The organism is Zobellia uliginosa (genome assembly GCF_900156625.1).
Lineage (GTDB): Bacteria > Bacteroidota > Bacteroidia > Flavobacteriales > Flavobacteriaceae > Zobellia > Zobellia uliginosa.
The window spans coordinates 261,568-277,354 of sequence record NZ_FTOB01000003.1 but is presented as its reverse complement, the minus strand read 5'-3'; the positions used below and the strand labels follow the sequence as shown (position 1 = coordinate 277,354).

Sequence of the window (15,787 nt, the reverse complement as noted above, 5' to 3'; positions counted from 1 at the left end):
ACCCAACATTTTCCTTACATTTATCCCTCCAAAACAAAATACATATGTCAACGGCAAAAAAAGAATACAAAAGAGTAACGGTCAAGTCTCTTGTAGACATGAAAAAACACAACGAAAAAATATCAATGCTTACCGCATATGATTACTCTATGGCCAAGATTGTAGATTCTGCCAATGTTGATGTTATTCTGGTAGGGGATTCTGCCAGTAATGTAATGGCCGGCCATGAAACCACCCTTCCTATAACCCTTGACCAAATGATCTATCATGCCACCTCGGTCATACGTGCCGTGGAAAGGGCATTGGTCGTGGTAGACATTCCTTTCGGAAGCTATCAAAGCGACCCTAAGGAAGCCCTCCGTTCGGCCATCCGTATTATGAAGGAAAGTGGGGCCCATGCCGTAAAACTCGAAGGAGGAATCGAAATCAAGGAATCGGTAAAAAAAATATTGAAAGCCGGTATCCCGGTAATGGGGCACCTAGGACTCACCCCACAATCTATCTATAAATTCGGAACCTATACCGTCCGTGCCAAGGAAGAGGCAGAGGCCGAAAAATTGATGGAAGACGCCAAACTTCTTGAAAAACTCGGGTGTTTTGCCATCGTGCTCGAAAAGATTCCGGCCGCCTTGACCAAAAAAGTCTCGGAGAGTATTTCAATACCCACTATCGGTATCGGTGGGGGAAAGCATGCCGATGGACAAGTTTTGGTCATTCATGACCTATTGGGAATGACCCATGAATTCAACCCTAGGTTCTTACGGCGCTATATGAACCTATACGAAGAAATGGGCAGTGCCATTTCACAATATGTACAGGACGTAAAAAACAGGGATTTCCCGAACGACGAAGAACAGTATTAATAGCTATCCAACATCCGTATCCATACCGGATTTATCCAACCTTAATTTATAGCTCTAGTGGCCCGTAAACTCCTTTCCGACCCAAACAACCTTTTGGTATTGTTTGAAGACAACCATATCGTTGCCATCAACAAAAGACCGGGCGATATTGTTCAGGGCGATAAAACGGGAGACATGCCGTTAAGCGAGGTCGTTAAACTATACATCAAGGAAAAATACGACAAACCGGGAAACGTCTACCTAGGCGTAGCCCACAGGCTTGACCGCCCCACCTCCGGTATAGTGGTTTTTGCAAAAACCTCAAAGGCCCTACCCCGCCTCAATAAACTTTTTGCCGAAAAAGCGGCGAAAAAGACCTATTGGGCCATTGTCAAAAATAAACCCAAAAAAAACGAGGACACTCTTACCCATTACCTCAAACGCAACAATAAACAGAATAAGTCCTACGCCCATATCAAAGAAGTTCCGGATAGCAAAAAAGCCATTCTAGACTATAAGGTGATAAAAAAGCTAGACCGCTACTACCTTCTTGAAATCGACTTACACACAGGCCGCCATCATCAAATAAGGGCGCAGTTGGCCGCCATTGGCTGCCCCATAAAAGGAGACCTAAAGTACGGCTTTGACCGGAGCAATGCCGACGCAAGCATACACCTGCACGCACGACGACTCTCCTTTATCCACCCGGTGCGAAAAGAACCTGTAGAAATCGTGGCCAAACCACCAGTAGACCCGATTTGGAACGCTTGTTGTTAGAAACAGTATATTTAACTGTATAAACACAAGACCATGATCAAAAGAACACTAATTATTTGCAGTCTTGTACTGCTCGTATCTTGCAGCACCTACAATTCAATCGACAGTTTTTACAACGCCCATAAAGAAGACGACCATGTTACCGCCGTGCGGGTACCCCGATTTATGCTTTCGCTTATTGGTGGCATTTCTCCCGAGATGAAATCGCTTATAGGCACTACGAAAGATTTGCGCTATATGTCATTTCCCAGTACGACCGCGGCCAAAACAGAATTCTTGAACAAACAGATGAACGGCATTACCGGCAATTCTTTTATCGAAGTCTACCGCAAGAACGATGAACTCAAACGAAACGTGGTGAGCATACGGGAGAAAAGAAATGCCGTAAAGGAAATATTGATTTACAACAACAATAACCAAAACGCTTCCTTTTTATATTTCAATGGGGATTTCGACCCTGTAAAAGTGCGTCAAATGGCCCAGAACGAAGAGTTCCAAAAACTGGGGGAAGGACTCATCAACCAATATCAAGGAGGTAGTTTACCCCCAGGAATCAACCCGCGGGAAGAAAAGAAATAAAGACTCCGCTACAATTCTTTTAAAGAAAGGGACAAGGCTCCCAAATACGTATGGCTTCCCCTCACAGGCAAAGGTAAGGGAGAACCCCACACGTACCCAGGGGCAATTGTATGAGCTTAGAGACACATCATATATGCGGTTAGCGCCTTCTTCTCTTCCTTACTCAGGTCAAGTTCCAGAACCAGATTAAAAAACTCTACCGTATCGTCCAAGGTCGGAAGACGGTCGTCGTGCAAATATGGGGGCGAATCCTTTATCCCCCTTAAAGCGAATGTTTTGATCGGACCTTCAGGTCGTCCCTTGTAAAAACGCTCTACCTTTAAATCGTGTAAATAATCATCTACAAAGGCCGGACCACTATGGCAGCTCACACATTTGGCCTTTCCATGAAACAATTTTTCGCCCAAAAGTTCTTGTTTGGTCGCTTTTTCAGGAATCAACCGGTTCATGGCATCCAATTTTGGGGCAGGTGGAAAATCTAACAAGGCGTTGAAATCCCCCATCCGATTTGCTACTACTTTTTGGTGCGCACGCGGACCAATATGTTGCATCATTCCGGGATCGCCATCAAAATATTCCTCTACTTCCGCAAAATGGTCCATGCTTCGTATCGATCGTTTTGAGGCAAATTGCATCATATTGTAATTTCCACGCATGGAAGGGGTACCTACCCGAAGACGTGACAATTGCGGCCTGCTGTCTGGCGCCAATTCAAAAGCCCCATTGGTATGACCGTTTACGTGGCATGAAAAACAAGATACACCGGCACTTGGCTCAGCGGTAACCCTGTGGGTCGTATGATTGAACCAACCTGTAGGGGTAGGTCTTAACAGTTCCTTTAAGCCCTCCATTTGTTCCGGGGTCAAGAGTCCGTTAAATATTTCGTAATAATTGGCAAAGGTAACCTCGCGCCCATTGGTTACATCTCCCAGTTCCTTATGGGTGGTCAAAAACATCGGCGCGGGAAATTCGGGCAAATACGCATCAGGATAATCGTGGTCTAAATCGATACGCACGTGTTCGGGGTGTACCTTGTTCCAAGCATCGGGAAAAACCATGTGGGCCGTTGAAGCCAATGGATGTGCCAAAGGCTTAAAAGGAAACAAGTCCCTTTCCTTAATTTCTTCCGGAGATAGTTTGGCAAGTTCTTCGAATGACCCGATACCTTTTGGTAATCTTGATACAGGACCTTTCATAATAGGTTTTCTTCCCCCGGACATGAATTTCCCTTCGTAGGATTCATTCGTGAAATTATAGCGCGAATTCATATAATCCCTAATATCGGCCATAAGCTCGGGCTTTTGTTTTTTATGGAATTCAAGCCATTCTTCCCACTCCATTGGCAGGTCGGGCTGCATAAAGGAAGTTTTATCCTTCCCCCCATACCGCCATAGGTCAAAAGGCGTCCTTTCACCATCTTTCACCTCCGGCAAGGGAAGTAAAGAATCTATATGCCCCGAACCCAGCTCGTAATCAGGCTCCACGTAATCTTCGATTACGGCTCCCGGAGACTGCAATAAGTGTAGTTGGTTGTTGATCACTTGAAAACTTAATAGGAGTAAACTTCCTATTACAATAAAAACAGGAATTCGTTTTTTCTTCATCGGTGGTTGTATTTAGGTTATTCGATAACGGTTTTAGGTAGAGGACATGGCAGGCAATGCAGTAGGTAGACAAACTTTGTTAAACCGCTCCGTAGCCAGAGCCCTTAATTATATTTCAAATGGCAGTTTTGAGTGTGTTGCTTCTAGGCAATTTTCGAAAAGACTGACTCCCAAAATTACCAAAAAGGTTGATTTTTGCAACCAATAACAAGAAAAACTAACAAATTTTCAAGCAGACAAAGCATTCCACTGCATTATCCCTAAACCTTATGGAATATAGCAAGATAAACGACGATTTTTAACGGTAAGACCGCACACTTTCTACAATGACCGAAGCCAATATCAAGCATCCGCCGGCAAGTGTAGACCATGCCGGAATCTCAGAAAGCACCAAGGCACCGATCAGAATACCATAGACCGGTTGAACGCTGCTTAAAATACTTATCGTGGTAATGGAGAAATATTTAAAACAGTTGATGAACATCGTATGTCCGAAAACGGTAGTTATTACCGCCAGCCCCAGCAATCCGACCCACTGATCGGGCACCGCTTCCAAATCGTAGTAAAAAAAGGCGGGAATCAGCATAAGACAGATAATGACCATCTGATACACCATCAGCACAGAACCTTGGTACCGATCGACCTTCGTCTTTAATATAAGATTGCGAACAGCATAGCAAAGTGCCGAAAACACCCCGAAACCGATAGCTATGGTATAGCTGTTTCTAAAACTGAAATCGGGCACCAAAAAATAAATTCCACATAGAACCAAGCCCCCCAACACCAAATGCATTTTTTGAAATCGGGTCTTTAGAAACAAAGGTTCTAAAAAAGCCGTAATAACGGGATAGGTAAACAAAGACAACATCCCTATGGCAACGTTGGACATTTGCAAGGCCACAAAGTAGGCCAACCAATGCCCTCCCATAAGAATACCACTTATAATTATAGGGCTTCTATCCTTACTGCTAAGACCGAATGAAATTCCCTTGAACCGACAGTAGAGAAATAATAAAGTAAGCGTTATAAATGCCCGAATACCAATGGTCACGGGAACCGGCAAATCTATAAATTTACCAAAAGGCCCCGAGGTACTCAGAAGCAGCATGGCCAAGTTGATCTCTAAAAAATTCTTTATGCTAAAAGACGAGCTTGCTGCCAAATGCTACCTTTTTACGGCCATGGCCTTTTCTCGAATAATATCTGCCACGGGCCTGTTCTCTAGATGGCTCTCTAACCACGAGATGATGTCCAGATACAAAAACGCTCTTTTTTCGTAGGGGTGATCTTCGTATTTCTTAAGCTCGGTATGTAATTTTTGAAATTCGTTTCTGAGGTCACTGGGAAAAATATTACCCAAGTTCCTCAAAAATTTGATCATTTCCTTTTGAACGGCATGAAGGTCGTCCATCTTCAACAAAAACTTATAGGTACTCTTTAACTGCACCTCAAGATGATAGTCCATGCCCGCTTCATAATGCGCTACCAGACTTAAAACCCTGGCAAAACACATAAGGTCTTCACGCATTTTCAGGTTTTTGTTATTGATAATTTTCTTGAGGTATTGAATACAGGTCTTATTATCCCCTATTCCAAAATACAGACACGCAATTTTATAGTACAACACCATAATATGGTGGGCATCTATACGGTCTTTGTGCTTATTTATACCGTACTCTACAATTTTCACTAGATATAGGCCCTTGCTAAACGTACCCTCCAAGAAATGAAGGTTCAATTTATTCGCATTGATATAGAGAAAGGACAAAGACGCTATATTGTCGTTTTTCGGGAAGCTTTTGCTCTCTACAACCGCTTCCAAGCGCTCAAGGACTTCCTTAAAGTGCGAACTGTATTTCACATAAAAAATAGACTCCAACAAATAGTGGTTTCCCTTCAAGAAAAAAACGGGGTTCAACCTTATTTGTTCTTCATGCTCATAGAACAGGTCTACCCATTTACTTGCATACTTATAAGACGAAAGAAAATCTTGAATCAAGAAACTATGCCAAAGATGCGCCTTATAAAGCCAGAGTTTTTCCCTAAAACCAAGGTCTTTCAATTTATATTTCGGCAAATGGGTCTCAAAGTACTTGTTTACCTTCACATAATCTTCATCGCTGCGAACGTATCCCACCTTTAACATAATACCGTACAATTGCAACGAGAGGTTCGACAACTTACTGGTCATTACATTCTGTGCCGATAATTCCTTGGCCTGAACGGCCAGTTCATCGGCGCGATCGGGAATGCTGCGGGTGATGTATTGGGTCTCGATTATTTTTTCAAGCTCCACTATTTCATAGGCAATATTCTTCTCTTCGTTCTCTATGGCCGTAGATTTGGCCTTATCAAGAATTTTTAAGCTCTGCTTATATAGTCCCTTTTGATACAAAATCGTAGCAAAGTCCAATTGCTCCCGAATTTGAACACGTATGTTCTGGTTCACCGGGTTAAGCCTTAGACTCACTAAAATCTGCTTATAAAGATGTGCTTTTAAGTTTGATAATTGTGCTTTTTTAACGATACCACTCTCTAAAATTGTCTTCTCATCGTACTTCTTCATTTTATCCATGAGATTGAACAGTGCCAAAAATTTGGCATCGGTATTCACCCCCAAGCGACCCACATATAATTTAAACTGTCGCTTTTCTGATTTCGAAAGCGACTTTACCAGAACGAACAAGGCATCTCTGTGCGCATTTGTCATCGTAAAAAATATTATTTAATTTGCTCTATGTTAAGTTCTTACATACACTAAAAACCGACTTAACGTTGTACTATTTCTTATGGGTACTAGGCAGTCTGTACTATTGGTCATATATTCGTATTGCACTGAATAGCACTTTTCGTTTTACGACCTACCCAAAAGATTAAGGCTAAGGTTATCAAAAAATATTGAAATAACGGTACAAAATATGATATTTGTACATCGAACAAAGTTGCAAAAAGTTTCTAAGTTAGCTAAACTACACAAATATAATGAGTAAAGATAAGGTACAGATTTTTGACACAACGCTTCGTGATGGGGAACAAGTGCCCGGCTGCAAACTAGACGCCGAACAAAAGTTGGTCATCGCAGAACGATTGGACGATTTGGGAGTAGATATTATTGAGGCCGGTTTTCCTATATCGAGTCCTGGAGATTTTAAATCTGTTACCCAAATAGCCGAACTGGTAAAAAATGCCACGGTATGTGGATTGACCCGTGCGGTAAGAAAAGATATAGAAGTAGCGGCTGAAGCCTTGAAACCAGCAAAAAAAGCACGTATACATACGGGTATCGGAACTTCTGACTCACATATCAAGTTCAAGTTCAACTCGAACCGAGAGGCCATCATCGAACGGGCCATAGATGCGGTAAGCTATGCCAAGACCTTTGTTGAAGACGTAGAGTTCTATGCGGAAGACGCGGGACGTACGGACAACGAATTTTTGGCCAGGGTGTGCGAAGCCGTAGTAAAAGCTGGAGCCACCGTTCTCAACATACCTGATACAACGGGATATTGCTTGCCCGAAGAATACGGTGCCAAAATAAAATACCTAAAGGAAAACGTAACCGGAATCCACAAGGCCGTACTTTCATGTCATTGCCATAACGACCTCGGTCTGGCCACGGCAAATTCAATTGCGGGTGTCATCAACGGCGCACGTCAAATCGAATGTACTATAAACGGTATTGGAGAAAGAGCCGGGAATACGTCATTAGAAGAGGTTGTCATGATCTTAAGGCAACACCCTAGCCTAGGTCTTGATACCAATATCAACAGTAAGTTACTTTTCGACACAAGCCAAATGGTCTCCCAAAAAATGGGAATGATGGTACAGCCCAACAAGGCCATTGTTGGTGCCAACGCATTTGCCCATAGCTCCGGAATACACCAAGACGGCGTAATCAAGAATAGGGAAACCTATGAGATTATCGATCCGGCGGATGTTGGGGTAAACGAATCATCTATTGTGCTTACCGCCAGAAGCGGTAGGGCCGCTTTGGCCTATAGGGCCAAATTGGTCGGATTCGAGCTTACGAAGCTTCAACTTGACGAGGTGTATCAAGAATTCTTAAAATTTGCCGACAAAAACAAGGAAATTTCTGACCAAGACATTCCGAAAATTATAGAGGCCAGCAAAATTTCCTTAAACAGTATTTCTTAGAGAATATTCGAGATTTTATACCGTTTTCATTTTAATCGTTTTTTTGACCGTAATGTCATTAAAATTTTTAATCTTAGCCTTCTGCTATTGAATCAAATTCAATGGAAATGAACTTGGTATACTTAAAATATCTCTAGATGCAGCTAAAAATTGCCCTTCTTGGCGGCGATGGCATTGGCCCCGAAGTATTGGCCCAATCGGTAAAATGCCTAAAAGCAATCGAAGAAACCTTTAACCATAGGTTTGAATTCGTTGAAGCTCCCTTTGGCGCTATCGCCATGACAGGGTCTGGAAGACCGTTACCAGACGAAACATTGGCCCTCTGCCAAGAGGCCGATGCCATTTTATTCGGTGCCATCGGTGCTTTGGACTATGACAATAACCCAGAAGCCAAGGTTAGGCCCGAACAAGGACTATTAAGGTTGCGCAAAGAACTAGGGCTTTTTGCCAGTATCAGGCCCATTAAAATGTTTCCTGCATTTTTAGAGAATTCACCCCTCAAGCGAAATATTGTGGATCATACGGATCTCGTTATTTTTCGGGAACTTACAGGGGGCATTTATTTTGGAAAAAAAACACTAAGCGAAGATGGGACAACGGCCTCTGACCTCTGCTCCTATTCGGAAAGCGAGATAAGCCGAATTGCCCATTTAGCCTTTAAAGCAGCAAAAAAAAGACGTAAAAAAGTAACCCTTGTCGACAAGGCCAACGTACTCGAGTCATCGCGACTTTGGCGTAAAACCGTTACCAATATAGCCCAGAGCTATCCTGATATATCCTTTGAATGTCTGTTTATCGACAATGCCGCGGTGCAAATGATGCTGAATCCGCGTCAATTTGATGTTATACTGACCGACAATATGTTCGGTGACATCCTTTCCGACCAAGGAAGTGTCATCCTTGGCTCGGTAGGCCTTCTTCCTTCCGCTTCGGTAGGCTTGGAAAATGCCATGTTCGAACCTTTTCACGGATCGTACCCCCAGGCCAAAGGAAAGAACATCGCCAATCCGGTTGCCTCAATTCTCAGCTCCGCCATGTTGTTACAGCACTTTGGACTTGACGAAGAAGCAAATGCCATCGTGGCCGCCGTACATAAATCTTTTGTCAAAAAAGTGGTGACAACCGATGTTTTGGGAAGCAGCAAATATGGTACGGACTACGTAGGCGATTTTATTTCGGAAAACATTGTTGAATCTGACGACAACCCAAGCATTAACGATGAGAACATCGGCCTAGGGAAATCTACGATTATCTAAACACCTTTATTCCCTTAGCAGTTTTTGCAAAAGTGCATCGAACTCTTTTTGAAACTCTATGTATTTTTCACCGGTGGCGGGTCCGTTAAACCCGGTATGTATATAGCGTACCTTACCTTCCTTATCGATAAATATCGTAGTCGGATATGACAACAACCGATTGAGCATCGGTAGTTTTTTCTGCGCCATATCTTTATCGGAGCTTCCGTACTGCGCCAATAGAATAGGATAATTTACCCCTATACGCTGCTTGAGCCTTTCAATACTTTTGATGGCCCCTTCCTTCGTCTTGGCGTATTCAAAGGCCAAACCTACTACTTCAAGGTTTTTGGGGCTATGGTCCCTTAAGTAATTGACGTAAAATTTGGTCTCGTCCAAACAGTTTGGACACCAAGAGCCTAAAATTTGCACCATTACCACCTTGTTCTTAAATCGTTCATCTTCGGAAGACACCATTGTACCATCGATATCGGGAAATGAAAATGAAAATTTATCATACCCTTCCTTTAAAAAGGTAAGCGAATCGGCAGGCGGCAGCTCAAAGCCCTCGTTACGCTTCCCCACAAAAGTTTCCTTGGAATGATTTCCCGAATAGAACGCCCCGTTCAAGGTACTATCGGTTACCCGGGCCGTGAACAAAAAGGCATGGGCCCCGTCAAATGCCGACAACTTTAAGGAATCACCAGTTACTACACCTTCCAAATAACGATAATCACCTGTTGTCGTTCTAAAAGTTCCGCTTACTTTATTCCCTTCTTGGACGAATATGCCTTTTCCCATATACACCTCAAGATCCTCAGGCGTGAATTCCGTTTCCCAAATACCGGAAACATTTACGTTCGCGTTTTTTTCGGCAGAAAAACGTTCCGTTTCCCCAAAATCAGCCTCAAAAGGCACTACCCTATCTAAACTCTCAATTCTAAAATCGCCTTCAATTCGCCCTGGCGTAAACTTTCCCGAAATATATCCCTCAAAAACAGGGGGATGTATCCGTATCGAATCGCCCTTAAGCTCGATCTCATCAACAACGATGACTTCACTGGCATTATAAATCTGCATCTTATACGCACCGTCTTCCCTTTCTACCAAAAAATTAAAAGGCAATTTTTCACCCTCCATCACGCTGAGTTTTCCTTGCCATATCCCTTCCGACAATTCAGGTCTTCTTTCGTCCTTACAGGAAATAAGGGCGCTCAAAAGCGAAACCATACATAGCAATTTCTTCATTCTTTCGTCTTTTCTGTTAGAATCGTTATATATGCCCAAAACTTACAACAAAAAAATAATTAATTCAGTTGCCATGCATATTGAATGTCTTAATGCATTGTTTTATCTTTACCCGCTCTAAAACTAGCCGATGCAGATTTCATATAACTGGTTAAAACAATTTTTAAAACTTGATTGGGATTCCCAAAAAACAGCTGAGCTTCTAACCGACCTAGGCCTTGAAGTTGAAGGAATTACACCTTTTGAATCCATAAAAGGCGGACTTAAGGGTATTGTCGTGGGGCATGTCCTCAGCTGTACCAAACACCCCAATGCCGATAAATTAAAAGTAACCACGGTAGACATAGGTGCCGAATCTCCGGTGCAAATCGTTTGTGGAGCGCACAATGTAGACAAAGGCCAGAAAGTACCTGTTGCCACGGTCGGAACGAAATTATATACCCCGGAAGGAAAAGTGTGGAAAATAGGCAAAGGAAAAATCAGGGGAGAAGAAAGCCATGGTATGATATGTGCCGAAGACGAGCTCGGACTAGGCTCTAGCCATGAAGGCATTCTTGTACTCGACAGCAAACTAAAACCGGGTACCCCTTGCTCCGAAATCTTTGATATCGAACAAGACGAAGTCTTTGAAATAGGCCTCACCCCTAACCGTGCAGACGCCATGAGCCATTATGGCGTAGCAAGGGACCTCAAAGCGGGACTTATACAAAAAGAGATCAATAAGGAATTGATTACCCCTTCAATTAGCCAATTTAATGTGGACAACCGTTCGCTAAAACTGCAAGTTGATGTGGTAGATAGCAAACTGGTACCCCGTTATGCCGGTATTACCTTAAGCAACCTCACGATAAAGCCATCGCCAAAATGGCTACAGAACAGACTACAGGCCATCGGTATCAACCCCACCAACAATGTGGTCGATGCCACCAATTATGTCTTGCACGAACTCGGTCAACCCTTACATGCTTTTGATGCCGATCGTATTCACGGTAAAAAAGTGATTGTAAAAACCTTACCAGCAGGGACTAAATTTATGACCCTAGACGGGGAAGAACGTACCTTGCACGAAGACGACCTGATGATCTGCGATTCTGAAAAACCCATGTGTATAGCAGGAGTTTTCGGAGGAATAAATACTGGTGTTACCGAAAAAACAAACTCCATATTTCTTGAAAGTGCCTATTTCAACCCTGTTTCCATTCGCAAGACCGCGAAAAGACACGGCTTGAACACCGACGCTTCGTTTAGGTTCGAAAGAGGCATCGATATAGAGAATGTAGAGTACGCCCTAAAACGTGCCGCATTATTGATTAAAGAAATTGCAGGAGGGGATATTACTTCCGACATTATCGATTTTTATCCAAAGCGTTTCGACGAACATCAAGTTTTCTTGACCTTTAGAAAAACCTATTCCTTGGTCGGACAGGAAATCCCACAAGATACGATCAAATCGATATTGACCTCATTGGACATCAAGGTAAAAAGTGTTACCGAAGCCGGACTCGGACTTTCAATACCTTCATACCGCGTAGATGTACAAAGGGAAGTAGATGTTATTGAAGAAATTTTACGTGTTTACGGTTACAACAATATAGATTTTGGCACCAAGTTAAACGCTTCCACGGCACCCGTTTCAAAATTCGACGACCATAGACTACAAACCGTTATAGGTGATTTATTGGCCTCTAAGGGCTTCTATGAGATCATGACGAACAGTTTGACCGCACCGGCCAACGCTCAACTTATTGATGAGTCAGAGGTAGATGAAAAAAGTGTTCAAATGCTAAACCCGTTGAGCAACGACCTTTCGGTAATGCGTCGTTCAATGTTATATACCGGTCTGGAGACCGTACTTTATAACAACAACAGAAAAAAACAAAACTTAAAACTTTTTGAGTTCGGAAAATCGTACGAACAGCAAGACACCAAGTATATAGAAGACAAACACCTTTGTCTTTACCTGACCGGCAACCGCAACGAGAGCAATTGGTCAAGGGAAGTAAAAGCCATCGATTTCTTTTATTTAAAATCGATAGTCTTGAATATCTTGGCCCGTTTGGGAATTACCGATACCAGCTCTGAGCCAACATCGAACAGTGCCTTCTCAGAAGGACTCAGTTTGGTCGTCAACACCAAGGAAATCGTTTCTTTCGGATTGATCAAAAAATCAATCCTTAAGAAGATGAACCTCAAACAAGAGGTTCTTTATGCCGACTTCAATTGGGACAACGTAATCGCCCTGGCCCAAAAAAATAGCATCACCTACCGCGAAATACCCAAATACCCAGAGGTAAAACGCGACTTTGCCCTATTGCTAGATGACTCCGTTTCCTTTAAACAAGTATACGATTTAGGCAGAAAGACCGAGAAGAAGTTATTGAAAGACATCAATCTCTTTGATGTATATGTAGGCGACAAACTTCCAAAAGGCAAAAAGTCATATGCGGTAAGCTTTACCTTGCAAGACAGTCAGCGTACATTGACCGACAAACAAATCGATCGCATTATGGGCAAATTGCAAAAAAGATATCAAACCGAATTGGGAGCTGAACTACGCTAGCAAAAACAATTTATCCGGAAGGATTTAAGAAAGATTTTTTTTAAAAGAAGAAGGAAGTCTTATATTTTTCCGGGTAATATCACACTATCGATTTCGTGTATCACCCCATTTTTCTGATTGGAATCGGCCACAACTATAGTCGCCTTGTTTCCGAAGCTATCGGTCAAGACAATATCTATACCTTTCATCGTTGCCGTAATCGTATCTCCTTGCACCGTAGTAAAAGTAGCCTTGCCCTTCCCCCTACACATAGCCTTCAATATCTTAGAAGCCGAAATGTAACCGGCTACAATATGGTAAGTCAATAAATCCTTAAGTTCTTTTTTGTTTTTGGGATCAAGAAGGTCCTTGACCGATTTACCCGATAGATTTTCAAACGCACGGTCGGAAGGGGCAAAAACCGTAAAAGGTCCCGATTGATCTAATAACTCCTCTAAATCGGTAGCCCTCATTACCGCCAACAAGGTTTGATGATTTTTTGAATTTGCCGTAGAGTTCACAATCGACTCACTGGAAGATCCTACCAAAGGTTTTTTAGTGGTTGTAGCTTCTTGTGCCGAGAGTGAAAAACAAACAGAAAAAAACAGACAAACTAAAATCGTAGGATATTTCATAAAAAAGTTGGGGAGTTGTTAAAACGGTCGATTAACGGTTCAAATTCGTCGACAAGTTACAACTTTATGACAATTATCATATCCGTTTTACCCCCTTTCCGATATATTTTTAACAAAAAATTAACAAATACTTAAGTATTGAAATCGTGTTTTAGAGTTCGAATTATCTAAATTTGAGGCAGTTGCCATAAAATATGCTGAACAAGAGAGTCAATATTGAAAGCGTGCTGATTGAGGAAAAACAGCGAAACGGCACGACCGATTACGCTTCCGCGCTCTACCGCATTCTCGAAAAAGACGCAGCTTCGCGAGAAAGGATCAGCAATAATCTCAGCATTGAGATTACAACCAAAACGAACAATGCCTTTAAAATTGATTTACTCGACGCGGATAAGATTTATCATCTATCCGACATCAAAAAGATATGTATCGATTATAGGCTTCGTTTTTTGAACTCCGATTTTTTTAAAGGGGAAATTCCCGCCGAAGCCATTGCCAAGATCAAAAGACTGGAAGAAGCACACGGTATAGAGCTCAAAGCTTATAAAATTATAGCGCCATCTAAGCTCTTCAAACTTGACGACAAAGATGACCCCTTGCTTTTTGCCCCTATCGGTAACGACTATTACTATCTTTTACACCATTGGGGAGGAGATTTGCATCCGCTTCGAAAAATAGCCATGTGGCCGTTTAAAAATATAATAAACTTGACCTTGCTCGTGGTCACCTTGAGTTACTTGGTGGCTTTATTGGTGCCGGACGGATTGTTTTCCAAAAATAGTTCGACCGCCCAATTTTTTATTATTTTCTTTTTCATTTTCAAGTGTTTAGCCGCCATTGTAATTTTTTATGGATTTGCCCTTGGAAAAAATTTTAATCATGCCATTTGGAACAGTAAATACTTTAACGCCTGACCATAAACTATAATATGTGGCATAAAAAAAGGGCATTTCGGTTAACCGAAATGCCCTTTTTTTTTATTGACGAAAGCGTCTATTTTATAAAGATCTTGGTAGGTATACCGTCAACATCAATATTGTTGAGCACCTGAGGTTTTGGAGCAGGGTTTAAACGCATCAAGCCTCCCTTGTCTTCACCAGTCTTCTTTTTGTATCCGATCAGTAGCACATTGTTCTCTTCGTCATAGCTTACCATGGTCGTCTTTTCAATTTCATACTCAAAGTTCAACTGGGTCTCTGTTATAAAATTTTCGAAGGCATACATGACCGTAAGGTTTTCCTTAAAATCATAAACTGCAGGAATCACGGGAAAATCACTGTGATCGGTAGGGGTCATTTCATAATACATCTTACCACTACTATCGAAGTGCAAGGAAGAAGATCCTGTGAAATTCGGTTCTTTTCCTGGACCATAATTTGTATATTTTATTTCAAAGGTAGTACTGTTTATGGTACTATGAAGATCATCGTAGCCAATAATAATATTATCATCTGGCCCTGTGAACATTCTCCGTACATCAAAACCTACCAAAGTATCATATATTTCCGTATTGCTACTTGAATCCACTACCGAAATAGCATACTCATCGGTTACCTCCTCATCTAGCGTCAGTACGAACAAACGGTTATGGGCTAAAGCCAATTGCAAAGGCCTTTTATCCAAAGTTATATCGACATGTGTAGGCGTTGCCCCCGAAACATCAAGGGCCCGAATATAAAATTCATCATCTTCCTCAGAAGGTGAAACATGCAACTCATAAGCTATATAAATGGTATTTCCCTTACGTGAAACAGCCTTGGCCGTAAGGCTACAAGCGCCCAAGTCGGTAAAAACCCCATACGCTTCACTGGTATCGTCCTTAAAATCATAAACTGTGATTTCACCACTGCAATCACTCTTTTTATGATACATGGTAAGCACCTGGTCATTTTCATAACTTAAATTAGGCTGGCTTACCGAATTGAATTTACTCTCTTTACCGCTCAGGGCCAACCCATTGTCTTCAAGATTGAGCAAGGTAGCCTCTAGCGTTCCGTTGTTGTTGACTAGTAATGTGTAATCGGATTGGATGTTTTTTTCCTCCTCCTTTTCTTTCTCCCCGAGGGAATCACTATCGGTTTTAGAGCAAGCGATAACGACGAGCATCGCCATACAGGCATAGATTAAATTGTAGGTTTTCATCTGTTGCAATTTTTAAATACCCTAGACCGAT

The 15,787-nt window shown here is 42.1% G+C and carries 13 protein-coding genes; 7 read left to right on the top strand and 6 right to left on the bottom strand.

Going from position 1 to position 15,787, the window contains the following annotated elements; genetic code table 11:
* The first annotated feature begins 44 nt into the window (after positions 1–44).
* The 3 genes from panB to BW980_RS09755 are packed head-to-tail and all read left to right on the top strand — an operon-like array spanning position 45 to position 2,198.
* Positions 45–863 carry a 3-methyl-2-oxobutanoate hydroxymethyltransferase gene (gene panB / locus BW980_RS09765; RefSeq protein ID WP_076455047.1) on the top strand — a complete coding sequence of 273 codons (819 nt, stop codon included), beginning with the start codon at positions 45–47 and terminating at the stop codon, positions 861–863.
* 57 nt (positions 864–920) lie between these two features.
* Positions 921–1,619 (top strand): RluA family pseudouridine synthase, encoded by a 699-nt coding sequence (locus tag BW980_RS09760; RefSeq protein ID WP_076455046.1) that lies wholly within the window; start codon positions 921–923, stop codon positions 1,617–1,619.
* Between the two features lie 33 nt (positions 1,620–1,652).
* Positions 1,653–2,198: a DUF4252 domain-containing protein gene (locus BW980_RS09755; protein WP_076455045.1), complete on the top strand. Its 546-nt coding sequence runs from the start codon at positions 1,653–1,655 to the stop codon at positions 2,196–2,198.
* A 116-nt stretch (positions 2,199–2,314) separates the two neighbouring features.
* Here BW980_RS09755 and BW980_RS09750 read toward each other — a convergent pair whose 3' ends face one another.
* The 3 genes from BW980_RS09750 to BW980_RS09740 form a co-directional block, all read right to left on the bottom strand.
* Positions 2,315–3,802: a cytochrome C gene (locus BW980_RS09750; protein ID WP_076455044.1), complete on the bottom strand. Its 1,488-nt coding sequence runs from the start codon at positions 3,800–3,802 to the stop codon at positions 2,315–2,317.
* Positions 3,803–4,100: 298 nt separating this feature from the next.
* On the bottom strand, positions 4,101–4,964 hold the full coding sequence (locus tag BW980_RS09745; protein WP_245800023.1) for a DMT family transporter: 864 nt from the start codon (positions 4,962–4,964) through the stop codon (positions 4,101–4,103).
* Between the two features lie 3 nt (positions 4,965–4,967).
* A complete protein-coding gene (locus BW980_RS09740; protein WP_076455042.1) occupies positions 4,968–6,512 on the bottom strand; it encodes a hypothetical protein in 1,545 nt (514 codons plus the stop codon).
* Positions 6,513–6,784: 272 nt separating this feature from the next.
* On the opposite strand from BW980_RS09740, the gene BW980_RS09735 reads away from it, so the two are divergent.
* Both BW980_RS09735 and leuB read left to right on the top strand, forming a co-directional pair.
* On the top strand, positions 6,785–7,957 hold the full coding sequence (locus tag BW980_RS09735) for a 2-isopropylmalate synthase (protein WP_076455041.1): 1,173 nt from the start codon (positions 6,785–6,787) through the stop codon (positions 7,955–7,957).
* Between the two features lie 137 nt (positions 7,958–8,094).
* The gene (gene leuB / locus BW980_RS09730; RefSeq protein ID WP_076455040.1) at positions 8,095–9,213 is read left to right on the top strand and encodes a 3-isopropylmalate dehydrogenase; all 1,119 of its coding nucleotides are present in this window, start codon (positions 8,095–8,097) and stop codon (positions 9,211–9,213) included.
* 6 nt (positions 9,214–9,219) lie between these two features.
* On the opposite strand, the gene BW980_RS09725 is transcribed toward leuB, so the two are convergent.
* The gene (locus tag BW980_RS09725; protein WP_076455560.1) at positions 9,220–10,440 is read right to left on the bottom strand and encodes a peroxiredoxin family protein; all 1,221 of its coding nucleotides are present in this window, start codon (positions 10,438–10,440) and stop codon (positions 9,220–9,222) included.
* Positions 10,441–10,570: 130 nt separating this feature from the next.
* On the opposite strand from BW980_RS09725, the gene pheT reads away from it, so the two are divergent.
* Positions 10,571–13,000 carry a phenylalanine--tRNA ligase subunit beta gene (pheT, locus tag BW980_RS09720; RefSeq protein WP_076455039.1) on the top strand — a complete coding sequence of 810 codons (2,430 nt, stop codon included), beginning with the start codon at positions 10,571–10,573 and terminating at the stop codon, positions 12,998–13,000.
* Between the two features lie 59 nt (positions 13,001–13,059).
* Here pheT and BW980_RS09715 read toward each other — a convergent pair whose 3' ends face one another.
* A complete protein-coding gene (locus BW980_RS09715) occupies positions 13,060–13,614 on the bottom strand; it encodes a fasciclin domain-containing protein (protein ID WP_076455038.1) in 555 nt (184 codons plus the stop codon).
* Between the two features lie 194 nt (positions 13,615–13,808).
* Between BW980_RS09715 and BW980_RS09710 the strand changes: the two genes are divergently transcribed.
* Positions 13,809–14,528, top strand: a complete 720-nt coding sequence (locus tag BW980_RS09710) for a hypothetical protein (RefSeq protein ID WP_076455037.1) — start codon at positions 13,809–13,811, stop codon at positions 14,526–14,528.
* Positions 14,529–14,607: 79 nt separating this feature from the next.
* On the opposite strand, the gene BW980_RS09705 is transcribed toward BW980_RS09710, so the two are convergent.
* Positions 14,608–15,756, bottom strand: coding sequence for a hypothetical protein (locus BW980_RS09705; RefSeq protein WP_076455036.1), 1,149 nt, complete (start codon positions 15,754–15,756; stop codon positions 14,608–14,610).
* Between the last annotated feature and the right edge of the window lie 31 nt (positions 15,757–15,787).

Excerpts from the sequence above, each read along its gene's own strand:
- panB (WP_076455047.1), top strand. The coding sequence starts at position 45 with ATGTCAACGGCAAAAAAAGAATACAAAAGAGTAACGGTCAAGTCTCTT.
- BW980_RS09755 (WP_076455045.1), top strand. The coding sequence starts at position 1,653 with ATGATCAAAAGAACACTAATTATTTGCAGTCTTGTACTGCTCGTATCT.
- BW980_RS09750 (WP_076455044.1), bottom strand. The coding sequence starts at position 3,802 with ATGAAGAAAAAACGAATTCCTGTTTTTATTGTAATAGGAAGTTTACTC.
- BW980_RS09740 (WP_076455042.1), bottom strand. The coding sequence starts at position 6,512 with ATGACAAATGCGCACAGAGATGCCTTGTTCGTTCTGGTAAAGTCGCTT.
- BW980_RS09735 (WP_076455041.1), top strand. The coding sequence starts at position 6,785 with ATGAGTAAAGATAAGGTACAGATTTTTGACACAACGCTTCGTGATGGG.
- leuB (WP_076455040.1), top strand. The coding sequence starts at position 8,095 with ATGCAGCTAAAAATTGCCCTTCTTGGCGGCGATGGCATTGGCCCCGAA.
- BW980_RS09725 (WP_076455560.1), bottom strand. The coding sequence starts at position 10,440 with ATGAAGAAATTGCTATGTATGGTTTCGCTTTTGAGCGCCCTTATTTCC.
- pheT (WP_076455039.1), top strand. The coding sequence starts at position 10,571 with ATGCAGATTTCATATAACTGGTTAAAACAATTTTTAAAACTTGATTGG.
- BW980_RS09715 (WP_076455038.1), bottom strand. The coding sequence starts at position 13,614 with ATGAAATATCCTACGATTTTAGTTTGTCTGTTTTTTTCTGTTTGTTTT.
- BW980_RS09710 (WP_076455037.1), top strand. The coding sequence starts at position 13,809 with ATGCTGAACAAGAGAGTCAATATTGAAAGCGTGCTGATTGAGGAAAAA.
- BW980_RS09705 (WP_076455036.1), bottom strand. The coding sequence starts at position 15,756 with ATGAAAACCTACAATTTAATCTATGCCTGTATGGCGATGCTCGTCGTT.